We start from the raw sequence: 14794 nt of genomic DNA on the forward strand, positions 1-14794 counted from the left end.
CGGCCGACCAACTCAGGGAGAAAATCATGCAACTTGCGTTTCATCAGGTTGACGCGTTCAGTGATCGGCCATTCAGTGGCAACCCGGCGATGGTCTATCGGCTCGACAGTTGGCTGGCCGATGACTTGATGCAGAAAATCGCCGCCGAGCACAATCTGGCGGAAACCGCGTTTCTGGTGCGCGAAGGCCAGGCCTGGCATATCCGCTGGTTCACCCCGACCACTGAAGTGCCGCTGTGCGGGCATGCGACCCTGGCCAGCGCGTTCGTACTGTTCGAAATCTATAAGGAAAGTGCTGAGCGCATCGACTTCATCTGCAAATCCGGCCCGCTGAGTGTCAGCCGTGAAGGCGACCGCTTGTGGCTGGATTTTCCGACCATCGTGCCGTCGGAAATCGGCGTGACGCTGGATGTCGAGCGGGCGCTCGGCGTTGAAGCTGTCGACGTGCTCGGCTCCAACGAACTGTTCGTCGTGCTGGATTCGGAACAGGCGGTGCTCGACTGTAAACCGGACATGGCAGCGCTGGCGAAATTGCCGTGGCTGGGCGCCATTGTCACTGCGCGTGGCAACCGGCATGACTTCGTCTCGCGCTATTTCGCCCCGGCCATCGGCATCGATGAAGACCCGGTGACCGGTTCGACGCATTGCAGTCTGATTCCGTACTGGGCCAAACGTCTGGGCAAGTCGAACCTGAGCGCGTGCCAGCGCTCGGCGCGGGGCGGGGAGTTGTTCTGTCGGCTGGAAGGGGAGCGGGTGAAGATTGGCGGCCATGCGACGCTGGTGGCCAGCGGCACCCTGTTTTTAGGCTGACGCAAAACCAACTGTGGGAGCGAGCCTGCTCGCGAAAGCGGTCTTTCAGTCAACATCTTCGGCGACTGAAACACCGCATTCGCGAGCAGGCTCGCTCCCACAATTTTGATCCCGTGTCGATCAGAGGCTGGTGCTGAACCGGCGGACGCCGTTTTCCACAGTCGGTATCTGCGCCGCCGTGCTGCCCGAAGCCTGGAACAGCACCAGGTGATCCGCTGCTACGCGAATCCCGACTTGCGCCCCGATCAGATGATCGGCATGGCTGGGGAAGATCGATTCCAGCTGCGCGCCGGTCGGCAGTTGCAGGCGATACAAGGTCGCCGCGCCGAGGAATGTCTTGCCAACAATCTGCGCCTGCAATGCGCTGTCCGGCGCGTAAACAATGTCATCCGGACGCAGCAGCACATCCACCGCGCCGCCGATTGGCCAGGTGTAGGCGCGATTACCGCGCAGCTCACCCAGCTCGGTCTGCACCGACTCCGGACTGACGAGCTGGCCGCGAATGAAATAACCCTGACCGATGAAACTGGCGACATAAGGCGTCGCCGGTTCGTGATAGAGGTTGTAGGGCGTGTCCCACTGTTCCAGCCGACCTTCCTTGAAGACGCCGACATGATCACTGACGGCGAAGGCTTCTTCCTGATCGTGGGTGACCAGAATCGCACTGGTGCCACGGGCCTTGAGGATGTCGCGTACCTCATGGCTGAGCTTGCGGCGCAACTCGCCATCGAGGTTGGAGAATGGCTCGTCGAGCAGCAGCAGCTGCGGTTCCGGCGCCAAGGCACGGGCGAGGGCGACCCGCTGTTGTTGGCCGCCGGACAGCTCGTGGGGGAAGCGCTTGCCGAGGTTTTTCAGGTTGACCAATTCCAGCAGTTCTTCGACCACGCGCACCTTGTTCGGGTGCTTGCGGATGCCGAAGGCGATGTTGTCGGCCACGCTCAGGTGCGGAAACAGCGCGTAGTCCTGAAACACCATGCCGATCCGGCGTTTCTCCGGCGCCAGGGTGAAACCGGCACTGGAAAGGGTTTCGCCACCGAGGGTGATTTCGCCTTCGTGCACCGGTTCGAAACCGGCGATGGCGCGCAGGGTGGTGGTCTTGCCGCAGCCCGACGAGCCGAGCAGGCAGCCGATGTCGCCGGCGTTGAGGTGCAGATTGAGGTTCTGCACCACGCGTTGGTCTTGATAGCCGCAAGCGAGGTTGCGCAGGTTCAGCAGTAATTCATGGCTCATGCGTGGTGATATGCCGGTTCGACGAGGAACTCGAGCAGGGCCTTCTGTGCGTGGAGACGGTTTTCTGCCTGATCCCAGGCGACGGAGCGCGGGTCATCGAGCAGGTCGAGACTGATTTCTTCGCCACGGTGCGCCGGCAGGCAGTGCATGAACAGCACGTCCTCGGCAGCGAGGTCGAGCAAGGCACGGTTGACCTGAAACGGCGCGAACAGCTTGAGGCGCTTGGCAGTTTCCTCTTCCTGACCCATCGAAGTCCAGACGTCGGTGCTGACCAGATGCGCGCCACGCACGGCGTCCTGCGGATCGCGGACAATCGTCACGCGACCGCCAGCTTGGGCGACGAATTCCGGGTTCGGCTCGTAGCCTTCCGGGCAGGCAACGCGCAATTGGAAGTCGAACTGGATCGCCGCTTCTATATAGCTGTTGCACATGTTGTTGCCGTCGCCGATCCAGGCCACGGTCTTGCCCTGGATCGAGCCACGGTGTTCGAGGAAGGTCTGCATGTCGGCGAGCAACTGGCACGGGTGCAGATCATCGGACAGGCCGTTGATCACCGGCACGCGCGAGTTGGCGGCGAATTCGGTGAGGGTGCTGTGGGCGAAAGTGCGGATCATCACCGCATCGAGCATGCTCGACATGACGATGGCGCAATCGCTGATCGGCTCGCCACGGCCCAGTTGGGTGTCGCGCGGGGACAGGAAGATTGCCTGGCCGCCGAGCTGGATCATGCCGGCCTCGAATGAGATCCGGGTACGGGTCGAGGATTTCTCGAAGATCATCCCCAGCACGCGGTTTTTCAGAGGCTCGAAGAGTACGCCGCGGTTACGCAGGTCCTTGAGCTCAACGCCTCGACGGATCACGCTGACCAGCTCTTCGGGCGTGCAATCCATCAGGGAGAGAAAGTGCCTTGCGCTCATCATTGACTACCTTTTTGCTACAGACCGCAGATGCTCAAAGCCTTGTTTAACGGAACAACGGGCGAGACCTGCGGCGTAAGCCGCACGGGGCGACGAAATAGGGGGAGGCGCGATATTGACACTAAATGTCGCGTTTTTCCAATAGGCTACGGTTTCAGCGGGATTCGGAGCGCGGACCGAGCATTTCGATCACGCATGTTGAAGCCGGATTCATTGCAGCAGCGAGCCTCTTTGTACACTGGCCCCGCCGCGCTTGGCAATGCGCCGCGACGGCAACGCAGCGGTCCTGGTCGGTTTACGAACGCTGCGCCGCTGATTCGCTTGGTCGGATGTTCAGACTGAAATATTTGCTAAAGCAAAGTGCTGGGTTATAAATAAGTTTCGAGCGACGCAGGAAGCCTCCGCATGGAATCGAAAGAACAACTGTTAATGGAACTGCTGGGCCACACGGCTCGCTCCCTGACCCATCTCACCGCGTCAGTTACGTCGATGTCTTTCGAGTTGCTGCGCAGTGATGACGAAGTGGTCAAATCCGCCGGTCGACACATGATCGATCGCATGGCCACCATCAGCGCCGGGCTCGATGAGCATTGGCGTCTGATCGGCGAACTTACCGGCGTGCACGTCGCCCACGAGCAGATCGAAACCATCCAGGAAATCCAGCTGGCTGCGCCGCCGCAGTTGCCGTCGAATTGATCGCGGCGGTTTATCGGCTGCTCTGATAACCGTCGATTCACAAGACGAACGTCGCTGGCGCCGCTTCTGTGCACGGGCCATAGTTTTGTTCCCGCAGGCGTGATTGCCTGCTCCCGAACAAGACAGAGACTGGCCATGACCAAGACTCTTCACCACCGTGCGTGCCACCTGTGCGAAGCCATTTGCGGCCTGACTATCGAAACCACTGAAACCGATGGCCAGGTTGCGATCACCTCGATCAAGGGTGATGCCCTCGATACCTTCAGTCGTGGTCATATCTGCCCGAAAGCCGTGGCCCTGCAAGATATTCAGAACGATCCTGACCGCCTGCGTCAGCCAATGCGCCGGGTCGGCAGCGAATGGCTGCCGATCGAATGGGGCGAGGCGTTTGCGCTGGTGGCCGAGAAACTGGCGGCGATTCAGGAACGTCACGGGCAGAACGCCGTTGCGGTGTATCAGGGCAATCCGAGCGTGCACAACTACGGCCTGATGACCCACAGCAATTACTTCCTTGGTTTGTTGAAAACCCGCAATCGCTACTCGGCAACATCGGTCGATCAACTGCCGCACCACCTCAGCAGTTATCTGATGTATGGCCACGGTTTGCTGTTGCCGATTCCGGACATCGATCACACCGATTTCATGCTGATCCTCGGCGGCAATCCGCTGGCGTCCAATGGCAGCATCATGACCGTGCCGGATGTCGAGAAGCGATTGAAGGCGATTCAGGCGCGCGGCGGCAAAGTGGTGGTGGTCGATCCGCGGCGCAGCGAAACCGCAGCGATGGCTGATCAGCACGTGTTCGTCCGCCCGGGCGGCGATGCGGCGTTGTTGTTCGGCATGCTCAATACGCTGTTCAGCGAAGGCCTGACCCGCGACAGCCATTTGCCGGTCGATGGCCTCGACGAGGTGCGCAACGCTGTGGCTGCGTTTAGCGCCGAAGCCATGAGCCCGATTTGCGCGGTGCCGGCCGAACAGATTCGCCAACTGGCGCGCGACTTCGCTGCGGCACCGAGTGCGGTCTGCTACGGGCGCATGGGCGTTTCGACCCAGGCCTTCGGCACCCTCTGTCATTGGGTGGTGCAGTTGATCAATCTGGTCACCGGCAATCTCGACCGCGTTGGTGGTGCACTGTGCACCGAGCCAGCCGTGGACCTGGTGGCGTCAACCTCGGGCGGGCATTTCAACAAATGGCAGAGCCGGGTTTCCGGGCGTCCTGAATACGGTGGCGAGTTGCCGGTTTCAGCGCTCGCTGAAGAAATGCTCACGGAAGGCGAGGGGCAGATCCGCGCGCTGATCACCGTGGCCGGCAATCCGGTGTTGTCGACACCCAACGGCCGGCAGTTGGAGCAGGCGCTGGACGGCCTCGACTTCATGCTCAGCATCGACCTGTACATCAACGAAACCACGCGTTATGCCGACCTGATCCTGCCGTCGACCTCGGCGCTGGAGAACGATCACTACGACACCACTTTCAACCTGTTTGCGGTGCGTAACGTCACCCGCTTCAATCGCGCGATTCTCGCCAAACCCGAGGGGGCCTTGCATGACTGGGAAATCTTTGTCGGGCTGGCCAAGGCCTTTGCCGAGAAAACCGCCAAGGAACTGAAACCGACGATGCCGCCGGCGAAGATGATCGACATGGGCCTGCGCATGGGCCGCTACGGCGATGCGTCCGAGCACAAGTTGTCGCTGGCGACGCTGTTCGATCATCCGCACGGCGTGGATCTGGGTGCGCTGAAGCCTAATCTGGCGTCACGCCTGAAAACGCCGAATCAGCGTATCCAGGCCGCACCGCCGGAAATTCTCGCCGACCTCGCACGCTTCGCCGCATTGCAGGCGCCGGCTGCCGATGAACTATTGATGATCGGCCGCCGCCATGTGCGCAGCAACAATTCATGGATGCACAACTTTCATCGGCTGGTGAAGGGCAAGCCACGGCATCAGTTGCTGATGCATCCGGATGACCTGGCCAGTCGTGGTCTGGCTGACGGGCAACGGGTTCGCGTGAGTTCGCGGGTCGGGCAGATAGAGGTGGAAGTGCTCGCCAGTCTCGACATGATGAAAGGCGTGGTCAGCCTGCCCCACGGTTGGGGCCATGCGCGCCCGGGCGTGCAGATGGCGATTGCCAGCGGCCAGCCGGGGTCGAGCGCCAACGACCTGACCGACGAGTGCCAGCTCGACGAATTATCGGGCAATGCGGCGTTGAACGGAGTGCCGGTGACGGTGGCGGCGGCTTGAGCAGGTCTGTCGGGGAGACCGAGCATGGCGCTCGGGATTCCGTTACAATGCGCCACCGTGCCGACCTCTGAGTCGGAAAGTTCAGCCGAGGTGCTCCATGGATATCATCGAAACGATTAAAGAGCAGATTGCCAACAACACCATTCTGCTTTACATGAAAGGCTCGCCGAATGCCCCGCAGTGCGGCTTCTCCGCAAAGGCTGCGCAGGCTGTGATGGCCTGTGGTGAAAAGTTCGCGTACGTGGACATCCTGCAGAACCCGGAAATCCGCGCCAACCTGCCAAAATACGCCAACTGGCCGACTTTCCCGCAACTGTGGGTTGGCGGTGAACTGGTCGGCGGCAGCGACATCATGACCGAGATGGCTGCAGACGGTTCGCTGCAAAGCACCATCAAGGCGGCTGTCGAAGCGGCAGCAGCGAACAAGTCCGAAGCCTGATTTTATGTTCATAGAGTTTCGCTCGACGACGCGTCTCCTGTAGGAGCTGTCGAGTGAAACGAGGCTGCGATCTTCTGATCTTCAGCCAATAAAAAGCCCCGCATCTCGAAAGAGGGCGGGGCTTTTTGTTGGTTATACGAGTTGACTGAGTATCAAGGCTGAAATCGATAAAGATCGCAGCCTCGTTTCACTCGACAGCTCCTACTCTTCGCCCATCTGCGATTGCAGATAGTTTTCCAGGCCGATCTTGTCGATCAGGCCGAGCTGGGTTTCCAGCCAGTCGATGTGTTCTTCTTCCGACTCGAGAATGTCTTCGAGCAGTTCACGGCTGCCGAAGTCGCCAACGGTCTCGCAATGAGCGATGGCGGCTTTCAGATCGGCATGGCCGGTCTTTTCGATGCGCAGGTCGCACTCGAGCATTTCGCGGGTGTGTTCGCCGATGTGCAGCTTGCCCAGATCCTGCACGTTCGGCAGGCCTTCAAGGAACAGGATGCGCTTGATCAGCTTGTCCGCGTGTTTCATCTCGTCGATGGATTCTTTGTATTCATGCTTGCCGAGCTTGTTCAGACCCCAATCTTCGTACATGCGCGCATGCAGAAAGTACTGATTGATCGCGACCAGCTCATTGGCGAGGATCTTGTTGAGATGCTGGATGACTGTAATGTCGCCTTTCATGATCGGAGTCCTGCCCTGTATTAACCGTATATAAGGCGGAGTTTGAGCTTGGCAGTTATAAGTGTCAAACCTAAGTTATTGAATAATAAATGAAAATTAATCGGAATAAGAATGTTTGTGTTCCGCGTCTGGACGCTAAGCAATTGATTTTCAGGCATAAAAAAACCGGACATCTAGTCCGGTTCTTTGAAATGGGGGCATTAAGCGGCAGTAAATTCTACCGGGTAGGGGATCGCAGCCTGGGCGGTTTGCAGCTTGGTCAGGGTTTCGCGGACCACTTCCTTGGCAAGGCAGGCGCATTTGCCGCACTGGCTGGCGACGCCGGTGGCCTGGCGAACTTCTTTATAGCTGCAGCAACCTTCATAGATCGCTTCGCGGATCTGTCCGTCGGTGACGCCAGTGCAGAGGCAAACATACATAAGTAAGAACCGTCGCTGGTTGTGACTCAATTGCGATGGATCTTAATGTTAACGAGAATGATTGTCAAAGTGGTTTCTGAACGCTTCGCAGCCAATTTCCCAGCGACTGACGAACGGTATTTTCCAAACGCTTGTCTGACCCCATGAATACGCAGTGGACAAACGAACAGGGAAAATCCGTTACGGACAGGCCAAACACGCAGTGTATGATGGTCGTCCCTTGCGAAGAGGGTTCGTGTCACAGGGCTGTCGCCTGAGGGTGACAGGCTGGCCCGGACCCTGAACTTCAAGTTTTTACACCAGGAGATATCAATGAGCGTACTCGTAGGCAAACAAGCCCCAGACTTCACCGTCCCGGCCGTACTCGGCAATGGCGAGATCGTTGACAGCTTCACCCTGTCCTCGGCCATCAAAGGCAAATACGGCCTGGTGTTCTTCTACCCGCTGGACTTCACCTTCGTCTGCCCGTCCGAGCTGATCGCTCTGGACAACCGCATGGCTGACTTCAAGGCGCGCAACGTTGAAGTGATCGCTGTGTCGATCGACTCGCACTTCACCCACAACGCCTGGCGCAACACCCCGGTCAACAATGGCGGTATCGGCCAGGTGAAATACACCATGGCTGCCGACATGAAGCACGACATCGCCAAAGCGTACGACGTTGAATCCGAAGGCGGCGTGGCTTTCCGTGGCGCGTTCCTGATCGACGACAAAGGCGTGGTTCGCTCGCAGATCATCAACGACCTGCCGCTGGGCCGTAACATGGAAGAGCTGATCCGTCTGGTCGACGCGCTGCAATTCCACGAAGAGCACGGCGAAGTCTGCCCGGCCAACTGGAAGAAAGGCGACAAAGGCATGAACGCTTCGCCAGAAGGCGTTGCTGCATACCTGACCGAGAACGCTGCGGCCCTGTAAGGCGCAACGTCGAGGTACAAAAAAACCGGCCCACGTGGCCGGTTTTTTCATGCGCGGGATTTGCTCGACGAGGATCAGTCGTCGAAGTCTTCCCAGCCGCCCATCTGCTTCCAGCGATTGACGATGCCGCAGAACAGCTCAGCGGTCTTTTCGGTGTCGTAACGCGCCGAGTGCGCTTCACGACCGTCGAAATCGATGCCGGCCGCCTGACAGGCTTTCGCCAGCACGGTCTGACCGTACGCCAGACCCGCCAGGGTCGCGGTGTCGAAGCTGGAGAAAGGGTGGAACGGGTTGCGCTTCATGTCCAGGCGCGCAACGGCTGCGTTGAGAAAGCCCAGATCGAAACTGCTGTTGTGCCCGACCAGAATTGCCCGCTTGCAGCCGTTGGCTTTCAGCGCCTTGCGGATGCCACGGAAGATGTCGGTCAGCGCGGTTTCTTCGCTGACGGCCATGCGCAGCGGGTGATCGAGCTTGATCCCGGTGAACTCCAGCGCTGCCGCTTCGACGTTGGCGCCTTCAAATGGCTCGACGCGGAAGAAGTAGGTGTGATCCGGGTAGACGAAACCCTTTTCATCCATGGCGATGGTGGTCGCGGCAATCTCCAGCAAGGCATCGGTGGCTGCGTTGAAGCCACCGGTTTCTACGTCGACGACAACCGGCAGGTAGCCGCGAAAACGCGCTGCCATGGGGTGACGGGAACCGCCGCCGCCACCTTGACCGTCCAGCTCATCGTCGAAATGCTCTTCACTCACGCGTGTTCCTCCAGCAGGCGCCAGCGCAGTTTTTCACCAGCGCGCAGCGGGATAACGGTCAGCTCGCCAAATGGCAGACTGGTCGGGGCGGTCCATTCTTCGCGAACCAGGGTGATGCGATCGGTGTTTGCCGGCAGGCCGTAGAAGCGCGGGCCGTTGAGGCTGGCGAAGGCTTCGAGTTTGTCCAGCGCGTTACGCTGCTCGAACGCTTCGGCATACATCTCGATGGCGGCGTAAGCGGTGTAGCAACCGGCGCAACCGCAGGCCGCTTCCTTGGCATGCTGGGCGTGGGGCGCCGAGTCGGTGCCGAGGAAGAACTTGGCGCTGCCGCTGGTGGCGGCGTCGAGCAAGGCTTCCTGATGCGTATTGCGCTTGAGGATCGGCAGGCAGTAGAAGTGCGGCCGAATCCCGCCCACCAGCATGTGGTTGCGGTTGTACAGCAGGTGATGCGCGGTGATGGTCGCGCCAACGTTGGCCGAGGCCTCGTTGACGAACTGCACGGCGTCGCCGGTGGTGATGTGTTCGAATACCACTTTCAGCGTCGGGAAACGCTCCACCACGCGGCGCATGTGCTCGTCGATGAAAATCTTTTCGCGGTCGAACACATCGACGTCGCCACGGGTGACCTCACCGTGGATCAACAGCGGCATGCCGACTTCGGCCATGGCTTCCAGCGCCGGGAAGATCTTGTCGATGCTGGTCACGCCGGAATCGGAGTTGGTGGTCGCGCCGGCCGGATACAGCTTGGCGGCGTAGACGAAACCGCTGGCCTTGGCCTGACGAATTTCTTCCGGTTGAGTGCGGTCGGTGAGGTACAGCACCATCAACGGTTCGAACTGACTGCCGGCCGGGCGGGCAGCGAGAATGCGCTGACGATAGCCGTCGGCTTCAGCGGCGTTGCGCACCGGCGGTACCAGGTTCGGCATGATGATCGCGCGCCCGAAGGTGCGGGCCACATCGGCAACGGTATTGGTCAACACGGCACCATCGCGAAGATGAATGTGCCAGTCGTCGGGACGCAGCAGGGTCAGGCGGTCGGACATGAGGGGATTCCAGGCGGGTCAAACTGAGGCGAATGCTACCGGAAAAGACTCTTGCAGGCACCCGCTATCAAGTTTTGCCACAAGCGTCCGATATCCCGAAGGTATGCCGTAAACATTGTGTGAATCGGTGTTTGTGTTTCACAAGCCAATGGAGCCTCCCGTGCGCCAGCGTTATTTAGCCCTGCTCAGTGTGTTTGCCAGCCTTCCCGCGATGGCGCTGACTTACCAGACCCGTCTGGAGAACATTGAGTGGACGGTCGCCGGCGACCAGTTCGAGTGCCGCCTGACGCAACCGATCACCGATTTCGGCTCGGGCGAGTTCGTGCGCAAGGCCGGAGAGCAGGCGATCTTTCGCCTGAATGCCTACAACGCCATGCTCGGCGGCGGTTCGGCGACTTTGCTTGCCGCCGCTGCACCGTGGCAGCCGGGGCGCGGCGACATCAATCTGGGCTCTGTGCGTCTGGGCAGCGGCAATGTGTTGTTCAACAGCTCGCAATCCCAGGCTGGTGGATTGATCAGCGGCCTGCTGGATGGTCGCAGTCCGGTAGTACGCCGTGCTTCTGGCGATGGCCGAGTCTCGGAAGTGCGTCTGTTGCCGGTCAAGTTCAGCAAAGCGTTCAATGACTATCAAACCTGTGTGGCAAAATTGCTGCCGCAGAATTTCGACCAGATCAAGCAATCGCAGATCGGCTTTCCCGGTGAAGGCATTGATCTGGACCCGGCTGCCAAGGCCAAACTGCAGGTCATGCTCGACTATATGAAGGCCGATCCGACGGTGAACCACATCGAGCTCGATGGCCATTCCGACAACAGCGGCAATCGTCTGACCAACCGCGAACTGTCGCGGCGTCGGGCGCTGGCGGTAGTCGATTTCTTCAAGGCCAACGGCATCCAGGAATCGCAGATCACTGTGCGTTTCCACGGCGAGCAGTATCCGATCGTGCCTAACACCAGCAAGGCCAATCGTGCGAAGAATCGCCGGGTCAACGTGAAACTGTCACGTGTGGCACCGACCGCCGCCCCTGCGCCAGCACCGCAGGCGAGCACGCCAGCCGCCGCCGCAGCGACTTCCTGACCCGCCGGTCATCGTCGCGCTCTCGACAGGTTCTGTCGCTTTGTCGTCTTAAGCTGTCGCGCCTCTGTAAATTATCGCGTTGGAGCGGTAGACTCCCCGGCTTTCCGTAGAACCCCGTGGAGTGATGGCATGGCGGACGTAAACAAGGTCGTTCTGGCGTATTCCGGCGGCCTGGACACTTCGGTGATCCTCAAGTGGCTGCAGGATACTTATAACTGTGAAGTGGTGACCTTCACCGCCGATCTCGGTCAAGGCGAAGAGGTCGAGCCGGCCCGCGCCAAGGCTCAGGCCATGGGCGTCAAAGAAATCTACATCGACGACCTGCGCGAAGAGTTCGTGCGTGATTTCGTATTCCCGATGTTCCGCGCCAATACCGTTTACGAAGGCGAGTACCTGCTGGGTACTTCCATCGCCCGTCCGCTGATCGCCAAGCGCCTGATCGAAATCGCCAACGAAACCGGCGCCGACGCCATTTCCCATGGCGCCACCGGCAAGGGCAACGACCAGGTGCGTTTCGAACTGGGCGCCTACGCGCTCAAGCCGGGTGTGAAAGTGATCGCCCCTTGGCGCGAGTGGGACCTGTTGTCCCGCGAGAAGCTGATGGACTACGCCGAGAAGCACGCGATCCCGATCGAACGCCACGGCAAGAAAAAATCCCCGTACTCGATGGACGCCAACCTGCTGCACATCTCCTATGAAGGCGGCGTGCTGGAAGACACCTGGACCGAGCACGAAGAAGACATGTGGCGCTGGACAGTCTCCCCGGAGAAGGCTCCCGATACCCCGCAATACCTGGAACTGACTTACCGCAACGGCGACATCGTCGCGCTGGACGGCGTCGAAATGACTCCGGCCACCGTACTGGCGACGCTGAACAAGATCGGCGGCGAGCACGGCATCGGTCGTCTCGATATCGTCGAAAACCGTTATGTCGGCATGAAGTCCCGTGGCTGCTACGAAACCCCCGGCGGCACCATCATGCTGCGCGCTCACCGCGCCATCGAGTCGATCACTCTGGACCGCGAAGTCGCTCACCTCAAAGACGAGCTGATGCCCAAGTACGCCAGCCTGATCTACACCGGTTACTGGTGGAGCCCGGAGCGCCTGATGCTGCAACAGATGATCGACGCTTCGCAGGTCAACGTGAACGGTGTTGTGCGTCTCAAGCTGTACAAGGGCAATGTGATCGTTACCGGGCGCAAGTCCGACGATTCGTTGTTCGACGCCAATATCGCGACCTTCGAAGAAGACGGCGGCGCTTACAACCAGGCGGACGCAGCGGGCTTTATCAAGCTCAACGCGCTGCGCATGCGCATTGCTGCCAACAAGGGCCGCAAGTTGTTCTGAGCGGTTCGGAGCGACGCGCAATGAAAAAGGCGGCCTGTTCAGGGCCGCCTTTTTTTTCGGAATTTTTGTGTGGTTCATCAAACCGTTTCTCTTGTCTGCCTGTTTGCGGGTCGCCCCGTCAGCTTGTGCGCCCCAGTAAGGTGACTGTCTGAGTGCACAGGTTGTAAACGACACACAACGTTGTACCTGAGCTTTTCTTCGCCTGTTTGAGCTGTTGCAGCGCGGTATGTGCCGCAGAGTCCGAAACATGATTCGACAGGAAGACCAGAACACGCGGGTTTTTTTTCCCACCGCTGCGCAGAATGTCGAGAATCGCATCGAATTCTCTGGACGCGTCAACATCTCTGGCGTCGATGATGTTCAGTTCGCTGATCAGTGGTGACAGCTTGATCGTCTGCACCACCGGGCTGGCCTGGCTCGCCAGGTCGGGCGGTGGGTCGGGCGCGTTGTGGATCCTGCATGGACGCTGAAATCCGCCGCCCGCGATGTTGCTGGATACAACGCAGCTGGTTATCTCGAAAGCGCACGGTTCATCGGTTTTGCGCAACGGTACTTTTCGTTCGCTCTCGCGTTCCGGATGTTCAGTCGCCTTGAGGAAGTTTTTGTCTTTGCCAAAATCCGAGGGTGAGTAGAGGGAGCGGTGATTGAAGTTGAGCGTGATGAAAAAAAGAAATAACAAATAAAAGGGAAAGCTGATCAGAAACCACACATAGATTTCCCGATCTTTATTATCAAGAAACGGCAGCGAGACCGCCGCTGATGTTTCAGAAAGAATGGCAAATATGGCAATAACTGTCATTGGGTTGGTTATCTTGTTCTTTATCTTGAGCATGATTAAGTTCTATGTTGTTTGTTTGATGTTGACTGTTTCTATATATAGCAAAAGCGGTCATTAAAGTTTTCGACTGTTGTTTCAAGTTTTATAGGCTGGATGAGAATGTGTCGAATGCGTGGTGCTGCCGCTTCGTTACGTCATATGTCTAATCGGCAATCAGCACGAGCAATCCGGGGAAGTTCACGTTGCTGATGACTTCGGCGCGGAGCAGGGCACGTAAGCATTTAAGAGGGAAATCGATGCGGTCTTGAAGCAAGCAATGCTATTACGGTAGGTGTGGCGGGGTCTATTTGTGGGAATTATCCTCAATACCTGTAGGGAATGTCTCTCGATGCAAGGGCGTGTAAAAGTTGCTATGCGCTACAGCAAGTGACTGGGATATCGTGCGTGTTCTAAAAATTCGAACAGCGAAAACTGGACTTGCCCATGAATAAAGTGCTGATCGTGGATGACCACCCCGTCATTCGACTTGCGGTACGTATGCTGATGGAACGGCATGGCTACGAAGTCATTGCAGAAACGGATAATGGCGTTGATGCACTACAAATTGCTCGCGAACAAATGCCGGATCTTGTCATTCTGGATATCGGAATACCCAAACTCGACGGGCTGGAAGTTATTGCGCGCCTGACGTCAACCGCCATGCCGGTTAAAGTTCTGGTCCTGACGTCCCAGGCTCCTGGACATTTCTCGATGCGTTGCATGCAATCGGGCGCAGCGGGTTATGTGTGCAAGCAGCAGGATCTCACCGAGCTGCTGAGTGCGATCAAGGCAGTTTTGTCGGGCTACAGCTATTTCCCCAACCAGGCCCTGCATACAGTGCGGACCAGTCTGGGCAATGCGAGTGAGGCGGACATGGTTGATCGTCTGTCCGGGCGGGAAATGATGGTGTTGCAACAGTTGGCTCGCGGCAAGACCAACAAGGAAATCGCCGACGGCATGTTCTTGAGCAACAAGACCGTGAGCACTTACAAGACTCGCCTGTTGTTGAAACTCAATGCGCGCTCTCTGGTTGATTTGATCGAGCTGGCGCAGCGCAATGGTCTGGTTTGAGTGATTGGACAGCTGAGAACGTCATGGGCCGATCAAACTCAGTTGCCGCAGAAAATGAAAAGCCTCCGTATCGGGAGGCCTTCAGGTATCACAGGTCATAGTCATAATCGGCCAATTGCCGTTGCAGTCGGCGCTCCTCCAGCAGGTTGTCGATGGTACGACGCTTGCTGAGGTTGGTTTTGGCCACCTCAACCACCGGCTCGACCTCATCGGCTTCGGCAGCAATAAAATCTTCCTCTACATCCAGTTGCTCTTTGTCGGTACTCATGAAGTCAACTCCCGGCTAAGACTGCCTTTGGCGCTCCTTATATCGACATTAATGCGGCGGGTAAAAAAGATTTTTTCAAT

General features: G+C 58.4%; 16 protein-coding genes. 8 read left to right on the forward strand and 8 right to left on the reverse strand.

The genetic code is table 11. The features are described 5' to 3' along the window. Nucleotides 1–26 precede the first annotated feature (26 nt). A complete protein-coding gene (locus AC4IHP_RS07580) occupies nt 27–809 on the forward strand; it encodes a PhzF family phenazine biosynthesis protein (RefSeq protein WP_460121164.1) in 783 nt (260 codons plus the stop codon). Nucleotides 810–929: 120 nt separating this feature from the next. Here the strand turns inward: AC4IHP_RS07580 and AC4IHP_RS07585 are convergent, their stop codons facing one another. Both AC4IHP_RS07585 and argF read right to left on the reverse strand, forming a co-directional pair. After that, complete coding sequence (locus tag AC4IHP_RS07585) at nt 930–2039, reverse strand: ABC transporter ATP-binding protein (RefSeq protein WP_490831346.1); 1110 nt, start codon at nt 2037–2039, stop codon at nt 930–932. Beyond that, on the reverse strand, nt 2036–2956 hold the full coding sequence (argF, locus tag AC4IHP_RS07590; RefSeq protein ID WP_490831347.1) for an ornithine carbamoyltransferase: 921 nt from the start codon (nt 2954–2956) through the stop codon (nt 2036–2038). Before argF ends, AC4IHP_RS07585 begins: the two co-directional genes overlap by 4 nt. Nucleotides 2957–3361: 405 nt before the next feature. Between argF and plzR the strand changes: the two genes are divergently transcribed. From plzR to grxD, 3 genes are all read left to right on the forward strand, one after another. Further along, the gene (gene plzR / locus AC4IHP_RS07595) at nt 3362–3652 is read left to right on the forward strand and encodes a PlzR type 4 pili assembly inhibitor (RefSeq protein ID WP_041479870.1); all 291 of its coding nucleotides are present in this window, start codon (nt 3362–3364) and stop codon (nt 3650–3652) included. Nucleotides 3653–3787: 135 nt separating this feature from the next. Beyond that, a complete protein-coding gene (locus tag AC4IHP_RS07600) occupies nt 3788–5893 on the forward strand; it encodes a molybdopterin oxidoreductase family protein (protein WP_490831348.1) in 2106 nt (701 codons plus the stop codon). 97 nt (nt 5894–5990) lie between these two features. Next, nucleotides 5991–6332 carry a Grx4 family monothiol glutaredoxin gene (grxD, locus tag AC4IHP_RS07605; RefSeq protein WP_016773402.1) on the forward strand — a complete coding sequence of 114 codons (342 nt, stop codon included), beginning with the start codon at nt 5991–5993 and terminating at the stop codon, nt 6330–6332. Between the two features lie 201 nt (nt 6333–6533). Here the strand turns inward: grxD and bfr are convergent, their stop codons facing one another. Together bfr and AC4IHP_RS07615 are read right to left on the reverse strand one after the other, a co-directional pair. Further along, entirely contained in the window at nt 6534–7007 is a 474-nt protein-coding gene (gene bfr, locus AC4IHP_RS07610) for a bacterioferritin (RefSeq protein ID WP_042607368.1), read from the reverse strand. Nucleotides 7008–7207: 200 nt separating this feature from the next. Further along, entirely contained in the window at nt 7208–7426 is a 219-nt protein-coding gene (locus AC4IHP_RS07615; protein ID WP_003227725.1) for a bacterioferritin-associated ferredoxin, read from the reverse strand. Nucleotides 7427–7738: 312 nt separating this feature from the next. On the opposite strand from AC4IHP_RS07615, the gene AC4IHP_RS07620 reads away from it, so the two are divergent. After that, entirely contained in the window at nt 7739–8341 is a 603-nt protein-coding gene (locus AC4IHP_RS07620) for a peroxiredoxin (RefSeq protein WP_003227723.1), read from the forward strand. A 74-nt stretch (nt 8342–8415) separates the two neighbouring features. Here AC4IHP_RS07620 and rnt read toward each other — a convergent pair whose 3' ends face one another. After that, nucleotides 8416–9093, reverse strand: a complete 678-nt coding sequence (rnt, locus tag AC4IHP_RS07625; protein ID WP_252868210.1) for a ribonuclease T — start codon at nt 9091–9093, stop codon at nt 8416–8418. Next, nucleotides 9090–10136, reverse strand: a complete 1047-nt coding sequence (gene pyrC, locus AC4IHP_RS07630; RefSeq protein ID WP_016773405.1) for a dihydroorotase — start codon at nt 10134–10136, stop codon at nt 9090–9092. Before pyrC ends, rnt begins: the two co-directional genes overlap by 4 nt. Before the next feature lie 160 nt (nt 10137–10296). Here pyrC and AC4IHP_RS07635 point away from each other — a divergent pair, with 160 nt between their 5' ends. Both AC4IHP_RS07635 and AC4IHP_RS07640 read left to right on the forward strand, forming a co-directional pair. Continuing rightward, nucleotides 10297–11211 (forward strand): flagellar protein MotY, encoded by a 915-nt coding sequence (locus AC4IHP_RS07635; protein WP_460121155.1) that lies wholly within the window; start codon nt 10297–10299, stop codon nt 11209–11211. A gap of 129 nt (nt 11212–11340) precedes the next feature. After that, nucleotides 11341–12558, forward strand: coding sequence for an argininosuccinate synthase (locus tag AC4IHP_RS07640; protein WP_007953201.1), 1218 nt, complete (start codon nt 11341–11343; stop codon nt 12556–12558). 118 nt (nt 12559–12676) lie between these two features. Here AC4IHP_RS07640 and AC4IHP_RS07645 read toward each other — a convergent pair whose 3' ends face one another. Next, a complete protein-coding gene (locus AC4IHP_RS07645; RefSeq protein WP_490831349.1) occupies nt 12677–13390 on the reverse strand; it encodes a hypothetical protein in 714 nt (237 codons plus the stop codon). Nucleotides 13391–13819: 429 nt separating this feature from the next. Between AC4IHP_RS07645 and AC4IHP_RS07650 the strand changes: the two genes are divergently transcribed. Continuing rightward, complete coding sequence (locus tag AC4IHP_RS07650) at nt 13820–14446, forward strand: response regulator transcription factor (RefSeq protein ID WP_129997567.1); 627 nt, start codon at nt 13820–13822, stop codon at nt 14444–14446. Nucleotides 14447–14534: 88 nt separating this feature from the next. On the opposite strand, the gene AC4IHP_RS07655 is transcribed toward AC4IHP_RS07650, so the two are convergent. Continuing rightward, nucleotides 14535–14714 carry a PA3496 family putative envelope integrity protein gene (locus AC4IHP_RS07655; protein ID WP_460121150.1) on the reverse strand — a complete coding sequence of 60 codons (180 nt, stop codon included), beginning with the start codon at nt 14712–14714 and terminating at the stop codon, nt 14535–14537. Between the last annotated feature and the right edge of the window lie 80 nt (nt 14715–14794).

This window comes from Pseudomonas sp. UF-293 (genome assembly GCF_058245595.1).

Coding starts and splice junctions, on each gene's coding strand:
- AC4IHP_RS07580 (WP_460121164.1), top strand. CDS start 27: ATGCAACTTGCGTTTCATCAGGTTGACGCGTTCAGTGATCGGCCATTC.
- AC4IHP_RS07585 (WP_490831346.1), bottom strand. CDS start 2,039: ATGAGCCATGAATTACTGCTGAACCTGCGCAACCTCGCTTGCGGCTAT.
- argF (WP_490831347.1), bottom strand. CDS start 2,956: ATGAGCGCAAGGCACTTTCTCTCCCTGATGGATTGCACGCCCGAAGAG.
- plzR (WP_041479870.1), top strand. CDS start 3,362: ATGGAATCGAAAGAACAACTGTTAATGGAACTGCTGGGCCACACGGCT.
- AC4IHP_RS07600 (WP_490831348.1), top strand. CDS start 3,788: ATGACCAAGACTCTTCACCACCGTGCGTGCCACCTGTGCGAAGCCATT.
- grxD (WP_016773402.1), top strand. CDS start 5,991: ATGGATATCATCGAAACGATTAAAGAGCAGATTGCCAACAACACCATT.
- bfr (WP_042607368.1), bottom strand. CDS start 7,007: ATGAAAGGCGACATTACAGTCATCCAGCATCTCAACAAGATCCTCGCC.
- AC4IHP_RS07615 (WP_003227725.1), bottom strand. CDS start 7,426: ATGTATGTTTGCCTCTGCACTGGCGTCACCGACGGACAGATCCGCGAA.
- AC4IHP_RS07620 (WP_003227723.1), top strand. CDS start 7,739: ATGAGCGTACTCGTAGGCAAACAAGCCCCAGACTTCACCGTCCCGGCC.
- pyrC (WP_016773405.1), bottom strand. CDS start 10,136: ATGTCCGACCGCCTGACCCTGCTGCGTCCCGACGACTGGCACATTCAT.
- AC4IHP_RS07640 (WP_007953201.1), top strand. CDS start 11,341: ATGGCGGACGTAAACAAGGTCGTTCTGGCGTATTCCGGCGGCCTGGAC.
- AC4IHP_RS07645 (WP_490831349.1), bottom strand. CDS start 13,390: ATGCTCAAGATAAAGAACAAGATAACCAACCCAATGACAGTTATTGCC.
- AC4IHP_RS07650 (WP_129997567.1), top strand. CDS start 13,820: ATGAATAAAGTGCTGATCGTGGATGACCACCCCGTCATTCGACTTGCG.
- AC4IHP_RS07655 (WP_460121150.1), bottom strand. CDS start 14,714: ATGAGTACCGACAAAGAGCAACTGGATGTAGAGGAAGATTTTATTGCT.